17 protein-coding genes are annotated in these 19,929 nt (G+C 63.8%); 8 read left to right on the top strand and 9 right to left on the bottom strand.

Annotated elements, in window-relative coordinates:
• Positions 1–32 precede the first annotated feature (32 nt).
• Genes C1M53_RS08885 through C1M53_RS08875 form a run of 3 tightly spaced genes read right to left on the bottom strand, consistent with a single transcriptional unit; the run spans position 33 to position 4,430 of the window.
• A complete protein-coding gene (locus C1M53_RS08885; protein ID WP_129411915.1) occupies positions 33–1,154 on the bottom strand; it encodes a siderophore-interacting protein in 1,122 nt (373 codons plus the stop codon).
• A gap of 4 nt (positions 1,155–1,158) precedes the next feature.
• On the bottom strand, positions 1,159–2,280 hold the full coding sequence (locus C1M53_RS08880) for an ABC transporter substrate-binding protein (protein WP_245488494.1): 1,122 nt from the start codon (positions 2,278–2,280) through the stop codon (positions 1,159–1,161).
• 5 nt (positions 2,281–2,285) lie between these two features.
• Positions 2,286–4,430: a TonB-dependent siderophore receptor gene (locus C1M53_RS08875; RefSeq protein WP_129411913.1), complete on the bottom strand. Its 2,145-nt coding sequence runs from the start codon at positions 4,428–4,430 to the stop codon at positions 2,286–2,288.
• A gap of 222 nt (positions 4,431–4,652) precedes the next feature.
• Here C1M53_RS08875 and C1M53_RS08870 point away from each other — a divergent pair, with 222 nt between their 5' ends.
• On the top strand, positions 4,653–5,345 hold the full coding sequence (locus C1M53_RS08870) for a TetR/AcrR family transcriptional regulator (protein WP_129411912.1): 693 nt from the start codon (positions 4,653–4,655) through the stop codon (positions 5,343–5,345).
• 79 nt (positions 5,346–5,424) lie between these two features.
• On the opposite strand, the gene C1M53_RS08865 is transcribed toward C1M53_RS08870, so the two are convergent.
• Positions 5,425–6,744 carry an MFS transporter gene (locus C1M53_RS08865; protein ID WP_129411911.1) on the bottom strand — a complete coding sequence of 440 codons (1,320 nt, stop codon included), beginning with the start codon at positions 6,742–6,744 and terminating at the stop codon, positions 5,425–5,427.
• Positions 6,745–6,994: 250 nt separating this feature from the next.
• Here C1M53_RS08865 and cyoA point away from each other — a divergent pair, with 250 nt between their 5' ends.
• From cyoA to C1M53_RS08830, 7 genes are all read left to right on the top strand, one after another.
• On the top strand, positions 6,995–8,227 hold the full coding sequence (gene cyoA / locus C1M53_RS08860) for a ubiquinol oxidase subunit II (RefSeq protein ID WP_129411910.1): 1,233 nt from the start codon (positions 6,995–6,997) through the stop codon (positions 8,225–8,227).
• Between the two features lie 4 nt (positions 8,228–8,231).
• Positions 8,232–10,238: a cytochrome o ubiquinol oxidase subunit I gene (gene cyoB / locus C1M53_RS08855; protein ID WP_129411909.1), complete on the top strand. Its 2,007-nt coding sequence runs from the start codon at positions 8,232–8,234 to the stop codon at positions 10,236–10,238.
• Positions 10,235–10,867, top strand: a complete 633-nt coding sequence (cyoC, locus tag C1M53_RS08850) for a cytochrome o ubiquinol oxidase subunit III (RefSeq protein ID WP_129411908.1) — start codon at positions 10,235–10,237, stop codon at positions 10,865–10,867. Before cyoB ends, cyoC begins: the two co-directional genes overlap by 4 nt.
• A complete protein-coding gene (gene cyoD / locus C1M53_RS08845; RefSeq protein WP_129411907.1) occupies positions 10,864–11,262 on the top strand; it encodes a cytochrome o ubiquinol oxidase subunit IV in 399 nt (132 codons plus the stop codon). Before cyoC ends, cyoD begins: the two co-directional genes overlap by 4 nt.
• Positions 11,263–11,345: 83 nt before the next feature.
• Positions 11,346–12,068: an SURF1 family protein gene (locus tag C1M53_RS08840; RefSeq protein ID WP_245488493.1), complete on the top strand. Its 723-nt coding sequence runs from the start codon at positions 11,346–11,348 to the stop codon at positions 12,066–12,068.
• Positions 12,065–13,423, top strand: a complete 1,359-nt coding sequence (locus C1M53_RS08835) for an ATP-binding protein (RefSeq protein WP_129411905.1) — start codon at positions 12,065–12,067, stop codon at positions 13,421–13,423. Before C1M53_RS08840 ends, C1M53_RS08835 begins: the two co-directional genes overlap by 4 nt.
• Positions 13,413–13,946 (top strand): response regulator transcription factor, encoded by a 534-nt coding sequence (locus C1M53_RS08830; protein WP_129411904.1) that lies wholly within the window; start codon positions 13,413–13,415, stop codon positions 13,944–13,946. Before C1M53_RS08835 ends, C1M53_RS08830 begins: the two co-directional genes overlap by 11 nt.
• A 10-nt stretch (positions 13,947–13,956) precedes the next feature.
• Here C1M53_RS08830 and C1M53_RS08825 read toward each other — a convergent pair whose 3' ends face one another.
• The 5 genes from C1M53_RS08825 to C1M53_RS08805 all read right to left on the bottom strand — a co-directional run bounded on the left by C1M53_RS08825 (position 13,957) and on the right by C1M53_RS08805 (position 19,868).
• Complete coding sequence (locus C1M53_RS08825) at positions 13,957–14,496, bottom strand: TetR/AcrR family transcriptional regulator (protein ID WP_165358101.1); 540 nt, start codon at positions 14,494–14,496, stop codon at positions 13,957–13,959.
• A gap of 190 nt (positions 14,497–14,686) precedes the next feature.
• The gene (locus tag C1M53_RS08820; RefSeq protein WP_165358100.1) at positions 14,687–15,685 is read right to left on the bottom strand and encodes an ABC transporter substrate-binding protein; all 999 of its coding nucleotides are present in this window, start codon (positions 15,683–15,685) and stop codon (positions 14,687–14,689) included.
• A 109-nt stretch (positions 15,686–15,794) separates the two neighbouring features.
• Entirely contained in the window at positions 15,795–16,565 is a 771-nt protein-coding gene (locus C1M53_RS08815; protein ID WP_129411901.1) for an ABC transporter ATP-binding protein, read from the bottom strand.
• The gene (locus tag C1M53_RS08810) at positions 16,562–17,647 is read right to left on the bottom strand and encodes an iron ABC transporter permease (protein WP_129411900.1); all 1,086 of its coding nucleotides are present in this window, start codon (positions 17,645–17,647) and stop codon (positions 16,562–16,564) included. The genes C1M53_RS08815 and C1M53_RS08810 overlap by 4 nt, the downstream gene beginning before the upstream one ends.
• Position 17,648: 1 nt before the next feature.
• The gene (locus tag C1M53_RS08805) at positions 17,649–19,868 is read right to left on the bottom strand and encodes a TonB-dependent receptor (RefSeq protein ID WP_245488492.1); all 2,220 of its coding nucleotides are present in this window, start codon (positions 19,866–19,868) and stop codon (positions 17,649–17,651) included.
• Between the last annotated feature and the right edge of the window lie 61 nt (positions 19,869–19,929).

The following is a 19,929-nucleotide window of genomic DNA, read 5'->3' as shown; positions in this document are numbered from 1 at the left end:
TGATAGAGGCCCCTGGCTCGCCTCGTTTGTCTTCAATCGGGCAGATATGCCGACGCGCCTGCGGCGATGATATCTTCCTCGCTGAGCGTGCGATGCCAGTGCGAATAGAAAACCTGGCGTTCGCGTGGCAGATGCAGTTCGTTGCGCAGGTATCGATGGATCTGGCGGAAGGCCTTGTGTTCGCAGCCACCCCAGAAGAACGAATCCTGGCGATCGGAAGGCCACGCCACCGAGCGGACCGCATCGACGAGGTGTGATGTGGTTCCGGGCTGGGCGCCTTGACGATCGAGCCATTGAAGCTGGATCCCCGCCGGATGGGCCAGCGGCAGTTTTTCGCTCAGTCCGCCGATCTCGACAAACGCGAAGCCCCGGGCATCGCTGTCGAGGTTTTCGAGGATACGGGCAATGCCCGGCAGTCCTGTCTCATCTCCCGCAAGCACATAGAAGCCAGCGGGCCTTGGACCGTCGGCGGCGGGGCCGACAATGCCGACGAGATCGCCCGCTGACGCTGCGATGGCCCACCGCGTCGCGGGTCCTGCACGGTCGTGCAGAGCGAAGTCGATGGTGAGTTCGCCTTTTGGAACGTCGATCGAACGGATGGTGTAGACGCGCGTGTCGAGCTTGCGCCGCTGCGGCCATACGATGTGACCGCGATCGTCGATGCTCGGCCATTGCGGCGATACGACGTCTTTCGGCTGGAAGATCAGCCGGCAATGGAGCTGGTCGTTCCGGTCGAAGCGGGCCAGATCTTCTCCCTCGAAGCCGATCCGCAGCATGCGTGGGGTGAGCTGTGCAGTTCGCCTGACACGCAGGATGCGCAGGTCTTCCAGCGGCGTCAGCCCGGCTTCATCGCCGGTCCATTCGAACTGCAACGCCTCGCCGGCGGCGATGAAGGAGATCGGTCCGACCAGTGCATGCTTCAGGCGGTTGAGCGCATGGCGGTTGTCGGTTTCCACCGACAGGCGCAGTTGGCCGGCGGTCGCTTCGAGAAAGCCGACGCCATATGGCGATTGGAACTCGAAACGACCGCCCAGCCGCTGAACGCTGATGTCGTGTGTCGCGATCGATGCCAGGATCGGTTCGAGAAACGCCTCGACCTTCGAAAAAGGCGTCACCGCGGTTGCCGCGTATCGGCGCTTGCGAGGGGCCGGCATTGCCCTAATCCCGCAAGGAGGCCCAGAGCGGCCCCTTGATCGGCACGGAGAGGAAACGCTCGTTGATCTCGGCCAGCGTCGCCGCCGGGTCGATGTCGCGGCACGGTTCCGGATGCAGCCACTTCGCCGCCTGTTCGACAAACAGGATGTTGAAGGGCGGGATGGAGATGAGCCCGGTCCAGATACCGTGGACACGTCCGTTGCGCACGCTGGACAGCTGGTCGAAACCCGTGCGTTGGATCAGTCGTTGCAGACCCTCCCGACCTTGCGCCGCCGTGAAGCCCGGCCCGATCGACGGACGCCCGCCGGCGGACCACCCGCCGCCTGAGGCGATGTAGACGTCGCTTGGCGTCGAAACGAGATATTCGAGCTGGAGCTTCTGGAACCAGGGTGCCGTCACGCCGGGCAGCGTCCTGCCGCCGGCAAGTTCGAGCAGCTCCCCCCAGACCCTGCTGCCGGCTGCCCAGCAGCAGTCGTCGACGGTGGACTGGACTTCCAGATAGGTTGTGACCGGAGCCGCATCTGCCACGCAGGACGCGACCCGCTTCAGATGCGCGTCGACAAGGGCGATGTATGCGGCGGCCTTGTCAGCGGCGCCGAGCACGTCGCCCCACATGCGCATCTGCTCGTGGAAATCGGCGATGGTGCTCTTGGCGGGGGCCTGGTCGCCGGAAGCGTTGCTGGAGAGATCGCTGAAAATGACGGGAACACCGGCGCTCTCCAGGCGCTCGACCAGCAGGTCCTTGCTGCCCTGGGGGGCCATGTACAGATTGGCCACGACGAGGTCGGGCGACAGGCTGATCAGTCCCTCGAACGAAATCGTGTCGGGCGTCTGCTTGCCGACGACCGGGATCTGCCGCTTGCGCTCGAACCCATCCCTCACGGCGTCGCTGTCGATGCGATCGACGGCTGCCCAGCCCACGACGAGCGCGGCCGGGTCCGGATGCAGCAGCGACATGCTGACGATATCGCGGGCTTCCAGCAGGACGATGCGCCTGGGCATGGCTGGCAGCCGGACCTTGCGGCCGGCCATGTCGGTGACGGTCAGCGGTTCCGCAGCGCGGGCCGGCAGGGCCGCCGCCAGCCCTCCCAGCAGCAGGCTTCCGCAGAATATGCGCCTGTCCATTCCATTCACCATTTGTAGTTGAGGCCCGCCAGGACTTCGCGGCCATTACCGTACTGGCAATAGATGTTCGAGCTGCAGCTCGAATAGTATTGCTTGTTGAACAGGTTGGTGATGTTCAACGTGCCCTGTAGCCCCTTGAGGTTGGGGTTCTTTGCGCCGAAGTCATAGCGCAGGGCGGCATCGACAAGCGTATAGCCATCGGCCTTCACCGCATTGGCATTGTCAGCATAGCTGGAGCCGACGAAGCGCAGCCCGCCGCCGATCGACAGGCCCTGGAGGGCGTCGGCATCGAAGGTATAGTTCGCCCAGAGCGAACCATAATATTCGGGCACTGCCTGGGGCCGTTTGCCGACATTCGCCGGGACGGCCGCCTTGCTGACCTTCGTGTCGAGCAGCGTCAGCGCGCCGATCAGTTCGAGGTTGTCGGTGACATTGCCCCTGGCTTCGAATTCGAGGCCGCGCGAGTGGATTTCGCCTTCCTGCACGTTGAAGCCGAACGTGTCGGGCACGAGCGCATCCTGTTGCCGGATATCGAAGGCGGAGACCGTGAACAGCGCGTCGAGTCCGGCAGGCTGGTATTTCACGCCGACCTCGTATTGCTGTGCCTTGCTCGGTACGAAGGGTGCACCTTTGGCGGTGACGCCGACATTCGGTTCAAAGGATGTGGAATAGCTCACATAGGGGGCGATGCCGTTGTCGAACAGATAGAGCAGGCCGGCGCGATAGCTTGTGGCTCTGCTCGATTGCTCTGACGATGTCCGCGCCAGCCGGTTGTCGGTCTCCTGCCGCGTCCAGTCATGGCGCACGCCGACTACCGCGCGGAAACCGCCGAAGCTCATCTGGTCCTGGACGTAGACGCCGGTCTGTCGCAGCGTCTGTCCGTTGTTGATGATCGTCGCGAGCGGGCCGATCGGCTGCCCGTAGATGGGATTGACCACATCGAGCGACGGTGCTGCACCGAAACGATATTCCCAGTCACTCGTCGAATTCTGGTGGTCGATGCCGGTCAGGAGCGTGTGCTTTACGGCCGCGGTGTCGAAATGAAACTCCGCCTGGTTGTCGAGCGACAGGCCGCCGACATCCTCGATCGAGCGCAGGGCATGGCGCGGGATGACCCCGTTCGCGCCCAGCGGCCCTGACATCTGCAGGGAACTGAAGTCCGTGTCCACGTGGGAATAGCGCAGGGCGGAGCGGACGGTCACGGTTTCGTTGAAGCGATGCTCCAGGCGGTAGCCGATGCCGTATTGTTCCCGCTTGAAGGCGTCGAAGGAAGGATCGCCGATGTTCAGCTTCGAATTAAGGTAGGGCCGGTAGGCCTGGGGAGCCAGGAACCCCGGATAGAGCGAATTGAAATATCCGCCTTCCGGGTCGTTCTGGTAATAGCCCGAGATCGTCAGGGTCGTGTCGGCATCGGGTTGCCAGGTCACCGCAGGGGCGATGGCGAGGCGCTTTTCATCGACATCGTCATAGCGGGTGCCGGACAGCCGGCCGACCGCGCTGATGCCGTATTGCAGCGTTCCATCCGCGTTCAGGGCGCCGCGCGAGGTCAACCCGCCCTGCACGCGGCCATGCGACCCGCCTTCGATGCGGACCTCGTTGGACGGCTGCGCCGAAGGCATGCGGCTGACCTGGTTGACGAGGCCGCCCGGGCTCACCTGCCCGTAGAGAAGCGCCGATGGGCCCTTGAGCACGTCGATCCGGTCGAGCAGGTAAGGGTCGATCGACGGTTGCGCGAAGGCCTGTCCGCGCGGCAGCTTCAGCCCGTCGAGATAGTTGACGTAGCTCGTCGCGGTTCCAAAAGCGCCGAAGCCGCGCAGGAAGATCGAATCGTAGCGGGAGTTCGAATCGCGGTCCGAGAGAACGCCGGTCGTGTAGCGCAGCGCTTCGCTGACCGTGCGCGGGCTCTGTTCCTCGATCTGCTTGCGGGTGATCGTCGTCACCGATTGCGGAGTTTCCGCGACCGGCGTTCCGGTCTTTGTGGCGGTTGCCGTATTCTTCTGCAGGATGCGGTCGGCCGAGGTCGATCCGGACCGTCCTTCCAGGACGATCTTTTCCAATTGCGTCGCGGGTTCCTGGGCGAGTGCGCCCCCCGAAAAGACCAGAAGAGAGGTCGTTCCCAGAAACGCCGCCCTGCATGCACCAAAAGCCATTTGCCCCGCTCTTTCCCTTCGCCCGAGTTGTCATGGCCGATAGCAAAAACGGGACGATGACGTCCAGTTTAATTTTATGACTGGAATACTCAACTTATTTGCTGTTGCACAATCGCAACGGAACGGTTGCGTTTGGTTTTCCGGCAAAGCTAGATAGGCGGGAAACGTCGGTGACCCCACCAACCTCGTACAGGCAGGAACATGGCGTCTGCGCAGTCTCGGATGAAGAATTCCGGCGAGGTGGAACCCGCTGCGGGGACCGGCTCACCGTCCGTTGTCGGCAAGTCCAAGGGTGGCCGTCCCTCCAGGGAGGCGCAGGCGGCACTCAATCGGCGGATATTGGAGAGCGCTGCCGAACTGTTTGCCGTTCAGGGCTTCGCGGCCACCACGATGGAACAGGTGGCCTCGGTCTGCGGAGCGGGCAAGGATACGATCTATCGCCGCTATTCCTCGAAGTCCGCACTGTTCAAGGCCTTGATGGAGGGGCTGCAGGGGGAGGTCCTGTCGGAACTCGATGAGCTGATGGCGATCGATTCAAGCGCGTCGAAGCGCCTGAAACGTTTTGCGCGGGCACTGCTGTCGATCAATCTGCGGCCCCAGATGATCGCTCTCAATCGCGTCGCCCTCGGCGAAGCCGTAGCCTTCGGAGGCGTACAGCCGACGCCAACCGTCGAAAGCCCGATCATGATGCGCTTTGCCGCTCTGGTGAAGCAGGCGCAGGCCGAGGGCTTCTTGAAGGAAGGAAATGCCTTCTTCGTTGCGGAGCAGCTGCTTTACGCGACCTCGATCAAGCCGCTGATCTCGGCCATGCTCGGAGAAGACAGGTTCGTCGATCCCGCCGAGATAGAGCGGTATTTCAATCGAGCCTGGAAACTTTTCCTGGAGGGTGCTCTCGGCGGCGACGGGCAGGCTTAGGGCAATTCCAGCAAAAGTGCATGCGGTTATGCGTCCGGAAAACCGGAACCGCTCTAGACAGCCCCGGCTCAGCCGAGCGCTACTCGGCCGAGCTTTTCTCTTGCCAGCCCCGGTCGATCGCCTGTCCGGCGACCCACAACGCCGCCAGCGTGCAGATCGCGCCGGAGAGCAGGTAGGCGCCGGCCGAGATCAGGCCGAAATTGGCCGAAAGCAGCAGGGCGGCCAGTGGCGCGAAGCCGGCGCCGAACATCCAGGCGAGGTCCGATGTGATGGCCGAGCCGGTGTAGCGGTAACGGCGCGAGAACCGCGATGCCACCACGCCCGAGGACTGGCCGAAGGACAGGCCAAGCAGGATGAAGCCCAGAACCATGAAGGCGATCTCGCCCGCGGTGCCGCCGTCGAGAAGCTGCGGCGCGAAGCCGCTGAAGGCGGCGATCGCGATGGCCGTGCTGAACAGCAGCGAGCGCCTGCCGATGCGGTCGGCGATCAGGCCGGAAGCGACGATCGCCAGCAGGCCGAACACCGCGCTGCCCGCCTCGATCATCAGGAAGCGCCCCGGTCCTTCCTGCGTGAACAGGAACACCCAGGACAGCGGGAACACCGTCACCATGTGGAACAGGGCGAAGCTCGCCAGCGGCACGAACGCGCCGATGCCGACGACGCGACCCTCGGCCTTGAGCGTCTCGCGCACGCGGGTCGGTTGCAATTCGCCATTCTCGAACAGCCGGCTGAACTCCGGCGTCACGACAAGGCGCAGCCGGGCGAAGAGCGCGACGACATTGATGGCGAAGGCGACGAAGAACGGATAGCGCCAGCCCCAGCCGAAGAAGTCCTCGGCCGACAGGTTGACGACGAAGAAGGCGAACAGCGTGCTGGCCACGATCAGCCCGATCGGGGCACCGAGTTGCGGCACCATCGCATAGAGCCCGCGCCGATGCTCGGGCGCGTTGAGCGACAAAAGCGACGGCAGTCCGTCCCAGGTGCCGCCCCAGGCGATGCCCTGGCCGATGCGTGCCAGCGCCAGCAGCCAGGCCGAAGCGGCACCGATGGTAGCGTATCCCGGCAGGAAGGCGATGGCCACGGTCGAGGTGCCGAGCAGCAGCAGCGCGACGGTCAGCTTGGCGCTGCGGCCATAGCGGCGGTCGACGGCCATGAACAGCACCGTGCCGAGCGGCCTGGTCAGGAAGGCCAGCGCAAAGATGGCGAAGGAGTAGGCGGTGGCGGTCAGCGGATCGGTGTTGGGGAATACGAGCTTCGGGAAGACGATCACTGAGGCGATCGCATAGACGAAGAAGTCGAAGAACTCCGACGTCCTGCCGATGACGACGCCGACGGCAATGTCACCGGGATTGACGTGATGGTGGTCGCCGCTCGTGTCGGCTCGTGTGACTTCAGTCATCCCTGCGGTGCCGTCCCAATACAGAAAGCATGACCCCGAACCGAAGGTCAGCAAAGCAAAAAGTTGCAGACTTTTCGGCCGAGGATCATGCAGCAAAAACACGGCCGCGGAGACATGCCGCGGTGCACCTAAAATCTTGATGCATCGCACTCGCCGGGGGGATTGGACAAATTGTCCAATGTCGTGGCCGTGTCCGGCTCGGCTACTCCATCGCGTATCTTGCAGTGCACAATGACGGGCGGACGCTTTCATGTCCACACATTGGTTCTCTTCACACAGGCCCCCTTTGCATGGATTGGGGCGCAGGCTTGCCAGCCTGCTGATCCTGCCACTGGCGGTGATTCTCAGCGGCTGCGATTTCGTGGTGCTGGCGCCCGCGGGCGACATTGCCGCGCAGCAGCGCGACCTGCTGGTTGTGTCGACCTTGCTGATGCTGATCATCATCGTGCCGGTGATGCTGCTGATCGTGTTCTTCGCCTGGCGCTACCGGCACTCCAACGCCTCGGCCACCTACGCGCCCGACTGGGACCATTCCACCAAGCTGGAACTCGTCATCTGGGCGGCGCCGCTGCTCATCATCATCTGCCTTGGCGCGCTGACGTGGCTCGGCACCCATCTGCTCGACCCGTATCGCCGCCTCGACCGCATTGCGCCAGGCCAGCCGGTGACCGAAGAGCACCGGCCGCTCAGGGTCGAGGTCGTATCGCTCGACTGGAAGTGGCTGTTCATCTACCCCGAATACGGCATTGCCACGGTCAACGAGATGGCCGCACCCGTCGGCAGGCCGATCGATTTCCGCATCACGTCGTCCGGCGTGATGAACTCCTTCTACATCCCGGCGCTCGCCGGCATGATCTATTCCATGGCCGGCATGGAGACCAAGCTGCACGCGGTGATCAACCACGAAGGCACCTATAAGGGCTTCTCGGCCAACTATAGCGGCGCCGGCTTTTCCGGCATGCGCTTCGACTTCCATGGCCAGTCCGAGGCCGGTTTCGACCAGTGGGTGGCAAGCGCCAAGGCCGCCGGCCAGACGCTGGACAGGGAACACTACCTCGAGCTGGAGCGGCCGAGCGAGAACGAGCCGGTGCGCCGCTACGGCGCGGTCGACCCCAACCTCTTCCAGGCCATCCTCAACATGTGCGTCGAGCGCGGCAAGATGTGCATGAACGAGATGATGTCGATCAACGCCAAGGGCGGGCTCGGCCTCGAAGGCGCCTACAACACCTTGCCGCTCGAATACGACAAGTATGCCCGGCGTGGCTCGATCCTCGGCCCGAGGCCGTCCTATGTCGCCACCATCTGCACGGCCGAGGAAGCCGAAGCCGCCTTCCGCGCGGCGCGCGCTGCCGGCGACGACGCCATCGGTCCCAAGGACCATTCTCCGCTCCGCGGTGCCGGCCTGCTGAGGCCGTGGACGCGCCCCGAACTGCCCGGCGTGATGTCGCAAGTCGACATCCCCGCACTTTCTTCAAGGCTTTGACGTCATGGCTGTCCCGCAAAACGTGGAAACCACATTCCTTTTCGGACGCCTGACCTGGGAAGCATTCCCGCTGCACGAGCCCATCGTCGTCGCGACCTTCGCGGTCGTGGCGCTGGGCGGCGTGGCATTGCTTGCCACGCTCACCTGGTTCCGGCTCTGGGGCTATCTGTGGCGCGAGTGGTTCACCTCCGTCGACCACAAGAAGATCGGCATCATGTACATGGTGCTCGGCATCGTCATGCTGCTGCGCGGCTTTGCCGACGCCATCATGATGCGGCTGCAGCAGGCCATGGCCTTCAACGGTTCCGAGGGCTATCTCAACGCCCATCACTACGACCAGATCTTCACCGCCCACGGCGTCATCATGATCTTCTTCGTGGCGATGCCGCTGGTCACCGGCCTGATGAACTATGTCGTGCCGCTGCAGATCGGCGCGCGCGACGTGTCGTTCCCGTTCCTCAACAATTTCAGCTTCTGGATGACGGTCGGCGGCGCGGTTCTGGTGATGGCGTCGCTGTTCGTCGGCGAGTTCGCGCAGACCGGCTGGCTCGCCTATCCGCCGCTCTCCAACATCGGCTACAGTCCGTGGGTCGGCGTCGACTATTATATATGGGGATTGCAGGTCGCCGGTGTCGGCACGACGCTGTCCGGCATCAACCTGGTGTGCACCATCGTCAAGATGCGCGCGCCCGGCATGTCGCTGATGAAGATGCCGGTCTTCACCTGGACCTCGCTCTGCACCAACGTGCTGATCGTCGCCTCCTTCCCGGTGCTGACGGCCGTGCTGGCGCTGCTGTCGCTCGACCGCTACGTCGGCACCAACTTCTTCACCAACGACTTCGGCGGCAACCCGATGATGTATGTGAACCTCATCTGGATATGGGGTCACCCGGAAGTCTACATCCTCATCCTGCCGCTGTTCGGCGTGTTCTCGGAAGTGACGTCGACCTTCTCCGGCAAAAGGCTGTTCGGCTACACCTCGATGGTCTACGCTACGGTCGTCATCACCGTCCTGTCCTACCTGGTCTGGCTGCACCACTTCTTCACCATGGGCTCGGGCGCCAGCGTCAATTCCTTCTTCGGCATCACCACGATGATCATCTCGATCCCGACGGGGGCGAAGATATTCAACTGGCTCTTCACCATGTATCGCGGCCGCATCCGCTTCGACCTGCCGATGATGTGGACCGTGGCCTTCATGCTGACCTTCACGGTCGGCGGCATGACCGGCGTGCTGCTGGCGGTGCCGCCGGCCGACTTCGTGCTGCACAACAGCCTGTTCCTGATCGCGCATTTCCACAACGTCATCATCGGCGGCGTGCTGTTCGGCCTGTTCGCCGGCATCGCCTACTGGTGGCCGAAGGCCTTCGGCTTCAAGCTCGACCCGTTCTGGGGCAAGGTGTCGTTCTGGTGCTGGGTGGTCGGTTTCTGGCTCGCCTTCATGCCGCTCTACATCCTCGGCCTGATGGGCGTCACCCGCCGCATGCGCGTGTTCGACGATCCGTCGCTGCAGATCTGGTTCATCATCGCCGGTCTGGGCGCTGCCCTGATCGCGGTCGGCATCGCCGCCATGCTGCTGCAGTTCTTCGTCTCGATCATGCGGCGCGAGAAGCTCGCCGACGACACCGGCGATCCCTGGGACGGCCGCACGCTCGAATGGTCGACCTCGTCGCCGCCGCCGGCCTACAACTTCGCCTTCACGCCGGTCGTGCATGACAACGACGCCTGGTGGGACATGAAGAAGCGCGGCTACAGCCGGCCGCTCTCCGGCTATCGCCCGATCCATATGCCGAAGAACACCGGCACCGGCGTCATCCTGGCGGCGCTCAGCACGATCGTCGGCTTTGCGCTGATCTGGTACATCTGGTGGCTGGCGGCGGTGGGCTTCTTCGCCCTGCTGGTCGTCGCCATCGGTCACACCTTCAACTACCACCGCGACTTCCACATTCCTGCCGAGGAAGTCACCCGCACGGAAGAGGCGAGAACCCAGCTCCTGGCGGTGCGGTCGTGAGCGCCGTCGTGGCGACGGCTGCCGAAAAAGCCGTTCCGACCTTCTATGTGAAGGACGAGCACGATCACGCCGAAGGCGGCAGCACCATGCTCGGCTTCTGGATCTACCTGATGAGCGACTGCCTCATCTTCGCGATCCTGTTTGCCGTCTATGGCGTGCTCGGCACCAATTATGCCGCCGGCCCGGCGCCGAAGGACCTGTTCGACCTGTCGCTGGTGGCGGTCAACACGACGATGCTCCTGCTGTCCTCCATCACCTATGGCTTCGCCATGCTGGCGATGGAAAAGAACCGCGTCGCTGCCACGCAGGTCTGGCTCGGCGTGACCGGCCTGTTCGGCCTCGCCTTCCTCGGCATCGAACTCTACGAATTCGCCCATATGATCCACGAGGGGGCGACCCCGCAGCGCAGCGGTTTCCTGTCGGCCTTCTTCACGCTGGTCGGCACGCACGGGCTGCATGTCACCTTCGGCATCATCTGGCTGGTGACGCTGATGATCCAGGTCGGCCAGCGCGGCCTGATCGCGGCCAACCGCCGCCGCCTGATGTGCCTGTCGATGTTCTGGCACTTCCTCGACGTGATCTGGATCGGCGTCTTCACCTTCGTCTATCTGATGGGAATGCTGCGATGAGCGCAAACCACGATACAGCCGCCGGCCATGAAGCGCATGACGCCCACCACGCGCATGACGACGGCCACGGCCATGCCTCGCTGAAGGGCTACCTGACAGGCTTCGTCCTGTCCGTCATCCTGACGGCGATCCCGTTCTGGCTGGTCATGACCGGGGCGATCGAGAACAAGCAGGCCGCCGCCATCGTCATCATGGTCTTCGCGGTCGTGCAGATCGTCGTGCACATGATCTACTTCCTGCACATGAACTCGTCGTCGGAAGGCGGCTGGTCGATGCTGGCGATGATGTTCACCATCATCGTGGTGGTGATCGTGCTCACCGGTTCGCTGTGGGTGATGTATCATCTCAACACGAACATGATGCCTGGGCTGCACGAAATGAGCGAGATGCCGTGAGCGCCGGCGAGGGCGCAGGGGGAACCAACGTCGGCAGCAGTGGATCGAGAGAGGAGAGGGCCAGCCGCCCTCGCCGCTCGCTCGTGACCCGTTTCTTACTCCTCGCGCTTTCGCTGCTTTGCATCGCTATCCTCGTCGGCCTCGGCATCTGGCAGGTCGAGCGGCGGGAATGGAAGCTGGACCTCATCGCCCGTGTCGAACAGCGCATCCATGCGCCGGCGGTTGCTGTGCCGGGGCCAGTCGAATGGGCCGGCGTCACCGCGAAAAGCCATGAATACAGCCGGGTGTGCCTGAGTGGCTCCTATCTCAACGATCGCGAGACGTTCACGCAGGCGGTGACGGCTTTGGGCGGTGGTTTCTGGGTGATGACGCCGTTCCGGACCGACGAGGGTTTCATCGTCCTGGTCAATCGCGGTTTCGTGCCGCCCGATCGCAAGGCTGCTGCCACACGGCGGGCCGACCTCGTCGAAGGCACCACCACCGTCACCGGCCTGTTGCGCATCAGCGAGCCGGGTGGTGGCTTCCTGCGCACGAACGATCCGGCCAACGATCGCTGGTATTCGCGCGACGTCGCCGCCATCGCCGCCGCACGCAGCCTGGCCGATGCCGCGCCCTTCTTCATCGATGCGGATGCGCTGCCGAATGCCGGGGCCTCGCCGCGCGGCGGCCTGACGGTGGTCTCCTTCCGCAACAGCCATCTCGTCTATGCGCTGACATGGTTCGGCCTCGCCGCCATGCTTTCGGCCGCATTGGGCTTTGTCCTGCTGCGCGGCCGGCATCACGCCGCCGATCGGATGCGCCGATGACCTTGACGCCACCGCCACGCTGGAAGACACACGCCCCGACTGGGTCCGCCAAAAGCGGAAACGTTCTGGGGAGGACGATCATTTTCAATCCGGATGCCACCAACAGGAAGAACCTTCTTCTGTTGATCCAGCTGCGCTGGCTCGCCGTCGCGGGACAGGTGATCACCATTGCGGCGATCGAATGGGGGTTCGGCATCGACCTGCCGCTGCCGGAGATGGCTGCCGTCGTGCTGTCGCTGGTCGGCCTCAACCTGGCCAGCCTGTTGTTCCTGCGCATGGCCAGGCCGGTATCGAACGGCGTCCTGTTTGCATCGCTGCTGCTCGACATGACCGCGCTGACGGCGCAGCTCTACCTCAGCGGCGGCGCCTCCAATCCCTTTGTTTCGCTGTACCTGCTGCAGATCACCCTCGGCGCGGTTCTGCTGGCGCCCTGGTCGACATGGGTGCTCGTCGCGGCCGCCTCGCTCTGCTTCGTGCTTCTGACGATGGTGTTCCTGCCGATCGAGATGTCGCATCACGGCGGCGACCTGCTCGACCTGCACATCCGCGGCATGTTCGTCTGCTTCATCCTGGCGGCCGGGCTGATCGTGCTGTTCATGACCCGCATCAATCGCAACCTGCGCGAACGCGACGCCTATCTGGCGGACCTGCGCCAGCAGTCGGCCGAGGAGGATCACATCGTTCGCATGGGCCTGCTGGCTTCGGGTGCGGCGCATGAACTCGGTACCCCGCTCTCCACGATCTCGGTGCTGCTCGGCGACTGGCGCCATTCCGACATCATCGCGCGGCACCCGGAACTGCTTGGCGATGTCGATGAGATGCAGGCCCAGCTCGACCGCTGCAAGCGCATCGTTTCCGGCATATTGATGTCGTCCGGCCAGGCTCGCGGCGAGGGCAGCGTCCATACCACGGCGCGCGACTTTCTCGACGGGCTCGTCGCCGAATGGCGCGATCACAGGTCGCCGGCACAACTCGACTACGACAACGAGTTCGAACCGGACGAACCGATCGTTTCCGACGCGGCGCTCAAGCAGGTCATCTTCAACGTGCTGGACAACGCCTTCGAGGCATCGCCGCAATGGGTCGGGGTCACGGCAAGGCGGCAGGGGCAGGCCCTGGTGCTGATGGTGCGCGATCGCGGCAAGGGTTTCGACAAGGAGATACTCGCGGCGCTCGGAAAGCCCTATATGTCGAGCAAGGGACGTGAAGGTGGCGGGCTCGGGCTGTTCCTGGTCGTCAACGTGATCAGGAAGCTCGGTGGAACCGTCACCGCGCGCAACACCGGGCGAGGCGCCTGCGTGACGCTGACATTGCCTCTCGATGCCCTGGCGGCAGGAGATGAAAATGGCATCTGACCGTTCGCTCGTAATCGTCGAAGACGACGCTGCCTTTGCGCGCACGTTGGCGCGCTCTTTCGAGAAGCGCGGCTACCATGTCGATGTCTGCGACAGCGTGCAGGCTCTCAGCGATTTTCTCGAACAGGGCACGCCTGAATTCGCGGTTGTGGACCTGAAGCTCGGCACCGGCTCGGGCCTCGAATGCGTCAAGGCGCTTCATGCACGCGACCCGTCGATCCGCATCGTCGTGCTCACCGGCTTCGCCAGCATCGCGACGGCCGTCGAGGCGATCAAGCTCGGCGCCAGCCACTATCTCGCCAAACCCGCCAACACCGACGACATCGAGGCCGCCTTCGACAGGACGGAAGGCGATGTCGACGTGCCGCTGTCGCAGCGCCCGACCTCGATCAAGAACCTCGAATGGGAACGCATCCACGAGACGCTGGTCGAGACCGATTTCAACATCTCGGAGACGGCACGCCGGCTCGGCATGCACCGCCGCACCTTGGCACGGAAGCTGGAGAAGCGGCCGGTGAAGTGACGAGCGGTGGCTACTCGGCAAGCCCGAGCGCGGTCAGGCACATTGTCTCGATGCCGCGCATGAGACGCGTTCGGTTCGTCCGCCGTTCACCCATCAGGGCATCGTCGACGACGCCATGCAGTCCCGAATAGAGGAAGATCGCCGTAAACCGGCTGTCCTCCAGTTTCCACGCGCCACGCGCGGCGCCCGCGTCGAGCAGGTCGAGCAGCGGCGCGACCACGATATCGTCCCATCCCGTGTTCGCCGGTATCGGGTGTGAATGGAACAGCATGTTCACCAGATCACCCTCGTCGAGGAGGCCGCCGACGGTTGCGTGCACCCATGTCGTGACCTTCCGGCGCCAGTCATCCTTCGGCACCTTCGCGACGGCTTCACGAACGCTGTCGTTGAAGCGCAGGCTGAAGCGTTCGCAGAGAGCCAGATGGATTTCATCCTTGGAATCGAAATGGAGGTAGAACGCGCCTTTCGAGAGTTCCGCGCCCAACGCGATCTGCTCTATCGTCGTCGCTAGGATCCCATGCTCCAGAAACAGCTTCTGGGCCGCGTTCATGAGATCGTCACGGCGTTTCTCGGGCGGTTGTGTCCGAGGTTTTCGCGTTGCAGCGGTCTCCATCGCCAAGCGTTCTTCCTTTCGACCATGCGCGGGACATCGACCAAGAGCACAGCCAGCCGGTTTAGGGAAGTCACTTCGAGGTCGGCGGGTGGTGATCCCTGTGACCTTGCTTCCATCGAGCAGCACATCAAGCCCGCTTCAGGAACCTCTCATAATTGGCCGACCTGCTGTTGAGATCGATCCTCAGCACCTCATCCATCTGCTGATCCGTCATGTCTCGATCAAAGATCGTCGCATAGGCCTGGCGCATGTCTTCGCGCAGGGCGCTGTCGAGCAGATGTGGATAGAGGAGTTCCGCCAGCCAGATCGGCGACAGGAATTCGTCAGGCCCCATCGATCCCCAGTTGTTGGCACCGATCGGCAGCATGTAGACACGGCGTCCGGCAACCGCTTTGCCGCCGCCGAGGATGGGATGGTCGTAGATCTGTGCCAGGTCGGCGCCTTCCGACTGGAAGACGAGAATGGCATCAGGATCCCAGGAGGCGATCTGTTCGACGCTCGCTATGGAGAAGCCCGGAAGCGTCGCCGCGGCGTTGATGCCGCCGGCCTGGTAGATGAAATCGGAAAACAGTCCGCCCGCATCGCCGCCCGAGACGAACAGGTTGTCGCCCGACGGCATCGCCAGCAGCACCGACTGTCGGTCGGGCTGCGGCACGGTTTTCAGCACATCGAGCCGTGTCAGCCTTTCATGCATCTGCGCGATGATCCGCTGCGCGCGCGTGGTATCGCCAATCATCTGTCCATACATCGTCAGCAGCGCCGCGATGGTGGCGCGGATACCGCCTTCGATTTCGCTGTAACGGGCGACGCGCAGTCCGGCATTGCGCATCGCGGCGGCGCTGTCGTGACCACCCTGCCTGAAATCGATGACGAGATCGGGATCAAGTTTGGCGAGACGTTCGATGTTCGGGGCGCCGTTTCCGATCGAGAGATCATACGGGATATCGAGAACCTCGGGATAAAGCCGGCCCAGCAGCCCGCTTTTGAACTGCGCATGGGCGATCGTGTTGACGCCGACGATCCGCGAAGGCGAACCATGCGCGGCGATGGCGAAAGCGGTCCCGATCGTCCAGAGATCCACGATCCGGCGGGCGGGACGAGGCAGGGTGATTTCTTCGCCGGTCATGTCCAGGAACCGGATGCCGGTGCCTTGGGAGGAAGCCTCGCCCCATGCGCCCCGGCTCGTCGCGGCCAGGGCCCAAATACCGGCGCATGTCCCCGCAAGAATGTTCCGTCTAGTCAACTTTTGCATTGTCTTCTTCCCTTGCCTCGATCGTATCGCCCAGCACCGGCACGATCGCGATCGTGCCGTCGGTCATCGCGACCCGGCGGACAGGTACGTGATAGGTCCGCTCGAGGTTCTTCTCGCTGAGCATGACTTTGGTCGGCCCGCGCAGGATCTCGCGGTTCGACACCATCAGCACTGTTTCGTCCGTTGCGCTCAACGCATGCTGCGGCAGATGCGTGCTGAAGATGATGGAATAGCCACCTTTCCGGCGCAGCGCGTTCAGGATCAGCAGCAGTCTGTGCTGGTTGGCGAGATCGAGCGCCGAGGCCGGTTCATCCAGGATGATCGTGCGGGCGCCCGTCGCCAACGCCCTGGCCAGCAGGACGAGCTGTCGCTCACCACCAGAGATCGCGGCGAACGAGCGCGGTGCCAGGGTGGCAAGACCGACATGCGCGAGCGCGGCATGGGCGACCTCATAGTCCTCGGCCGATGGCGACCCGAAGACGCCCAATGCCTGGGCTCGACCCATGACGACCATGTCGAGCACCGCATAGGCGACAGGCGCCCCGGATTGTGGAACATAGCCGATGGTCACTGGTGCCTTGCGCGTTCCTTCCGTCAGGGATTGTGTTCCGGCGAGTGCCCGAAGCAGGGTGGTTTTCCCGCGGCCGTTCGGGCCGAGCAGGGCAAGGCTGGTGCCCTGCGCCACCTGAAGGTCGAGGTTGCGGAAGATCCATCGCTGACCGAACCGGACGCCGGCATCCTGCAAGGCGATCATTGCGCGGCCTCCGCCGTCCGACGCATCCGCCGGAGCAACAGAGCGACAAAGGGTGCGCCGATCATGGCGGTCAGGACGCCGAGTGGTATTTCCGCCGCCGTCGTGCTGCGGGCCAGTGTGTCGACGAGCGTCAGATAGACGGCGCCGAGCAGGCATGAGGCCGGCAGAAGATGGCGGTTGTCCGGGCCAACCAGCAGGCGGGCCAGGTGAGGGATGACCAGACCGACCCAGCCGACAATGCCGGCAACGGAGACGATGGCGCCCGAAATCAGGGCCACAGCGGCAAAGACCAGCCAGCGGTCCCGCTCGACCGGGATGCCAAGCGCACGGGCCTCCTCGTCGCCAAGCGAGAGAATGTTGATGCGGAAGCGCATCATGAACAGGATGCCTGCGCCCAGCACGATACCAGGTGTTGCGATGGCGAACTGGCGCCAGCCTGCCGTGGCGAAGCTGCCCATCAGCCAGAAGACGATCGCCGGCAGCGAGTCGTGCGGATCGGCGAACATCTGCACGATGGAGACCAGGGCGGTGAAGAAGGCGCCAACGATGACGCCTGCCAGGATGACGCCGGTCGTATCCGAGCGGCCACCGATCCTGGCCACCATGCCGACCATCAAAAGCGCGGCAAGGCCCGCGCCGAAGGCGCCCCCGACGAGTGCCGCTGCCGGAGCGCCAAGCAGGATTGCCAGCGCGCCGCCGAACGCCGCGCCCGACGACACGCCGAGCAGCTCCGGTGCCGCCAGCGGATTGCGGAAAACTCCCTGCATCGCCGCTCCCGCGAGCGACAGGCCGGCGCCGCACAAGGCGACGAGCAGGACGCGTGGGCCGCGAACCAGCGTGACGATGCGCTCGTCCATGGCGGACCATGTCGGCTGGCTGCCTGCGATCTGGCCGACTATGATGGCGAGCACTTTCTGTGGCGCGACCGCATACTGGCCGGCGCAGATGCTGAAGACCGTGACGGTGGCAAGCAGTATAGCCAGAACGGCGTAGACCACGACGCGGGTGGTCGGGCGGAACTCGTCCGCTCCCAAAGCCGAGCCGATGTGCCGGGTGAAATCATTCTGCCGGGCGTGGCGCATGCTAGAACCTGACCGTTGCGCCGACGCCGATCGTGCGGCCAAGTCCCGGACGGATGACCTGTTCGCGTCCGCTCATTCCGCCGGTGACTTCGTAACGCTTGTCGAGAAGGTTGTGGCCGAAGGCGTAGATGCCGGTCTTGTCTCCCTCCCAGCCGATGCGGCCGTTGAGGATGCCGTAGGGGGCAAGGTCGAAGCTGTTCTTGATGTCCGCCGCGCGGGCGCCGACATACTGGTAGGACGCGGATGCGTAGACTTCGCCGCCCTCCAGTCCGAACCGCTCGGCGGCTTCCCGGTACTCGGCACCGATATTGGCGGTGAACTCCGGCACGTTGGGAACGCCGTTGCCCGACATCGCGCCTGTGCCGTTGTTGGCGGGCACATCCCTGAGCGTCGCACGGGTGAAGCCAAGCCCGCCGAACAGCGTGAGTTCCGGGGTCAGCTGGACCCTGGCTTCCAGCTCGCCGCCATAGCTCGTATAGTCGAGCGCGGCGATCGAATAGGCCATGGTGGTGGCGTCATAGGACAGCAGGTGGCCGTTGCTGACATCGTTGTAGAATACCGAACCGTTCAGGGTCGCCTGGCCATCCCACAATGTCGACTTGAAGCCGGCTTCATATGTCCAGCTCAGCGAAGTCGGAAACATCGGTTCGTCGCGGCCGAACATGATCAGGATCGTTGCCGTTGGATAGCCGCCGGTCACCGCTCCGCGGCCGATCGTTGCATAGGTCATGAAATCGTCGGACCAGTCGTAGGAAAGTCCCGCCCGGCCGGTGAGATAGGTGTCGGAGAAATCGGACCGTTGCTCATGGCGATCGACGGTGCCGGGCGCGCCATCGCCCTGGAAACGATAGGCGCTCTTCTTGTCCTCATGCGTCAGCCGCAATCCGGCTATACCGCTGAGCCCGCCAGCGAGGGGCACCGTGGCTTCGCCGAAGGCAGCATAGCTGTTGGTGCTGTGCGATTGGCTCTGGCGCCCGCTGAATAGTTCGAAACCCGGGAAGGTGACGTTTTCGCCGTAGGTCCCGACGCCGAATTCGGAGCGGAAGAAATTGAAGCCCGCCGTCCATTTCGTTGCGCTGCCCTCGGGCGACGAAAGCCGGAGTTCCTGGAAGTAGTCCGTCTCGCGGCTGTCGCTGTAGAACATGTCAGCGTGCGGATCGTTGATCATGCCGGCGGGAAAACCCGGCCACAGCAGGCCGTCGATCAGATCCATCCTGCTTTCGGAACCGTAGCGTTGGATGCTGGAAATCGATGTCAGGCGGAAGCTCTCGAAGGCGCGTTCGATGCGCAGGTTGGCGCCGTAGTTGTCGACGAAGTGATGTTCGGCCGGGTTCGACCCGCTGCACGGGAAACAGGACGCGTTGCGCAGCACGTTCTGGGTGGTGCCGTCATTGCTGTTGTAGTTGAAGCTCAGCAGCGCGGTGGTGTCGGTGTCGGGTGTGAATAGCAGCGAACCCCGCGCTGCCCCGATCCTGAAGCCGCCATCCTCGCCGTTGCGGATCGGATTGAAGATGTCGCCATCCTGCTGCGAATACTGGACCGCCAGCCTGCCGGCCAGCCTGTCGTCGATCAGCGGCGTGTTGGCGATGAATTCGCCGAGCGCCTTGCCATTGCTGCCGATCTCGCCGCGCAGTTGCAGTTCTTTTGCGAAACCCGGCTGAACCGGCACGAAGTTCACCGCGCCCGCCTGTGCGCCGCGGCCATAGAGCGTGCCTTGCGGCCCGCGCAGCACCTCGATCCGTTCCAGGTCGAGCGTCGACGGCATCGGGCCGAAGGCCGAGGTCGGGACATCGCCGGTGTTGAAAACGACGGATGTATCGTCGGGAGACATCGGCAGCAGGGAGCCGACGCCGCGCATCACCGCCCTGTTGGTGTATCGCGTGCCGGCGTAGCCATTGTAGAAATTGGGCGTCGATCGCGCGATGTCCGAATTCGACGAGGTCGAGGAGATCTCCTTCACCCTGTCGCCCTCCAGGATGTTGATCGAGATGGGCACCGATTGGGCGTCCTCGCTCGCTCGCCGCGCCGTCACCACGATGCGTTCGAGAACGGTGCCGCCGGTGTCGGTTACGGGTTTCGACGTCGTCTGCGCCCACGCCCCGGTGCCATGGAGCGCGGTGGATGACAGCAGGACTGCCGCCATCAGGAACGAAGCCGGCGGTTCTGCCTTGAAGCTTCCTGGTCGGATCGAATTGGCAGGCGGTCGCATGGTGATGCGCACGAATGTCCCCCTTGGATGATGAAACTGGATTGCGTTGGCAGCAGGCCGCCGATGTCCTGAG

Origin of the sequence: Mesorhizobium sp. Pch-S (genome assembly GCF_004136315.1) — a bacterium.
Taxonomy (GTDB): domain Bacteria; phylum Pseudomonadota; class Alphaproteobacteria; order Rhizobiales; family Rhizobiaceae; genus Mesorhizobium.
This window is presented reverse-complemented; position numbering and strand designations above follow the sequence as displayed.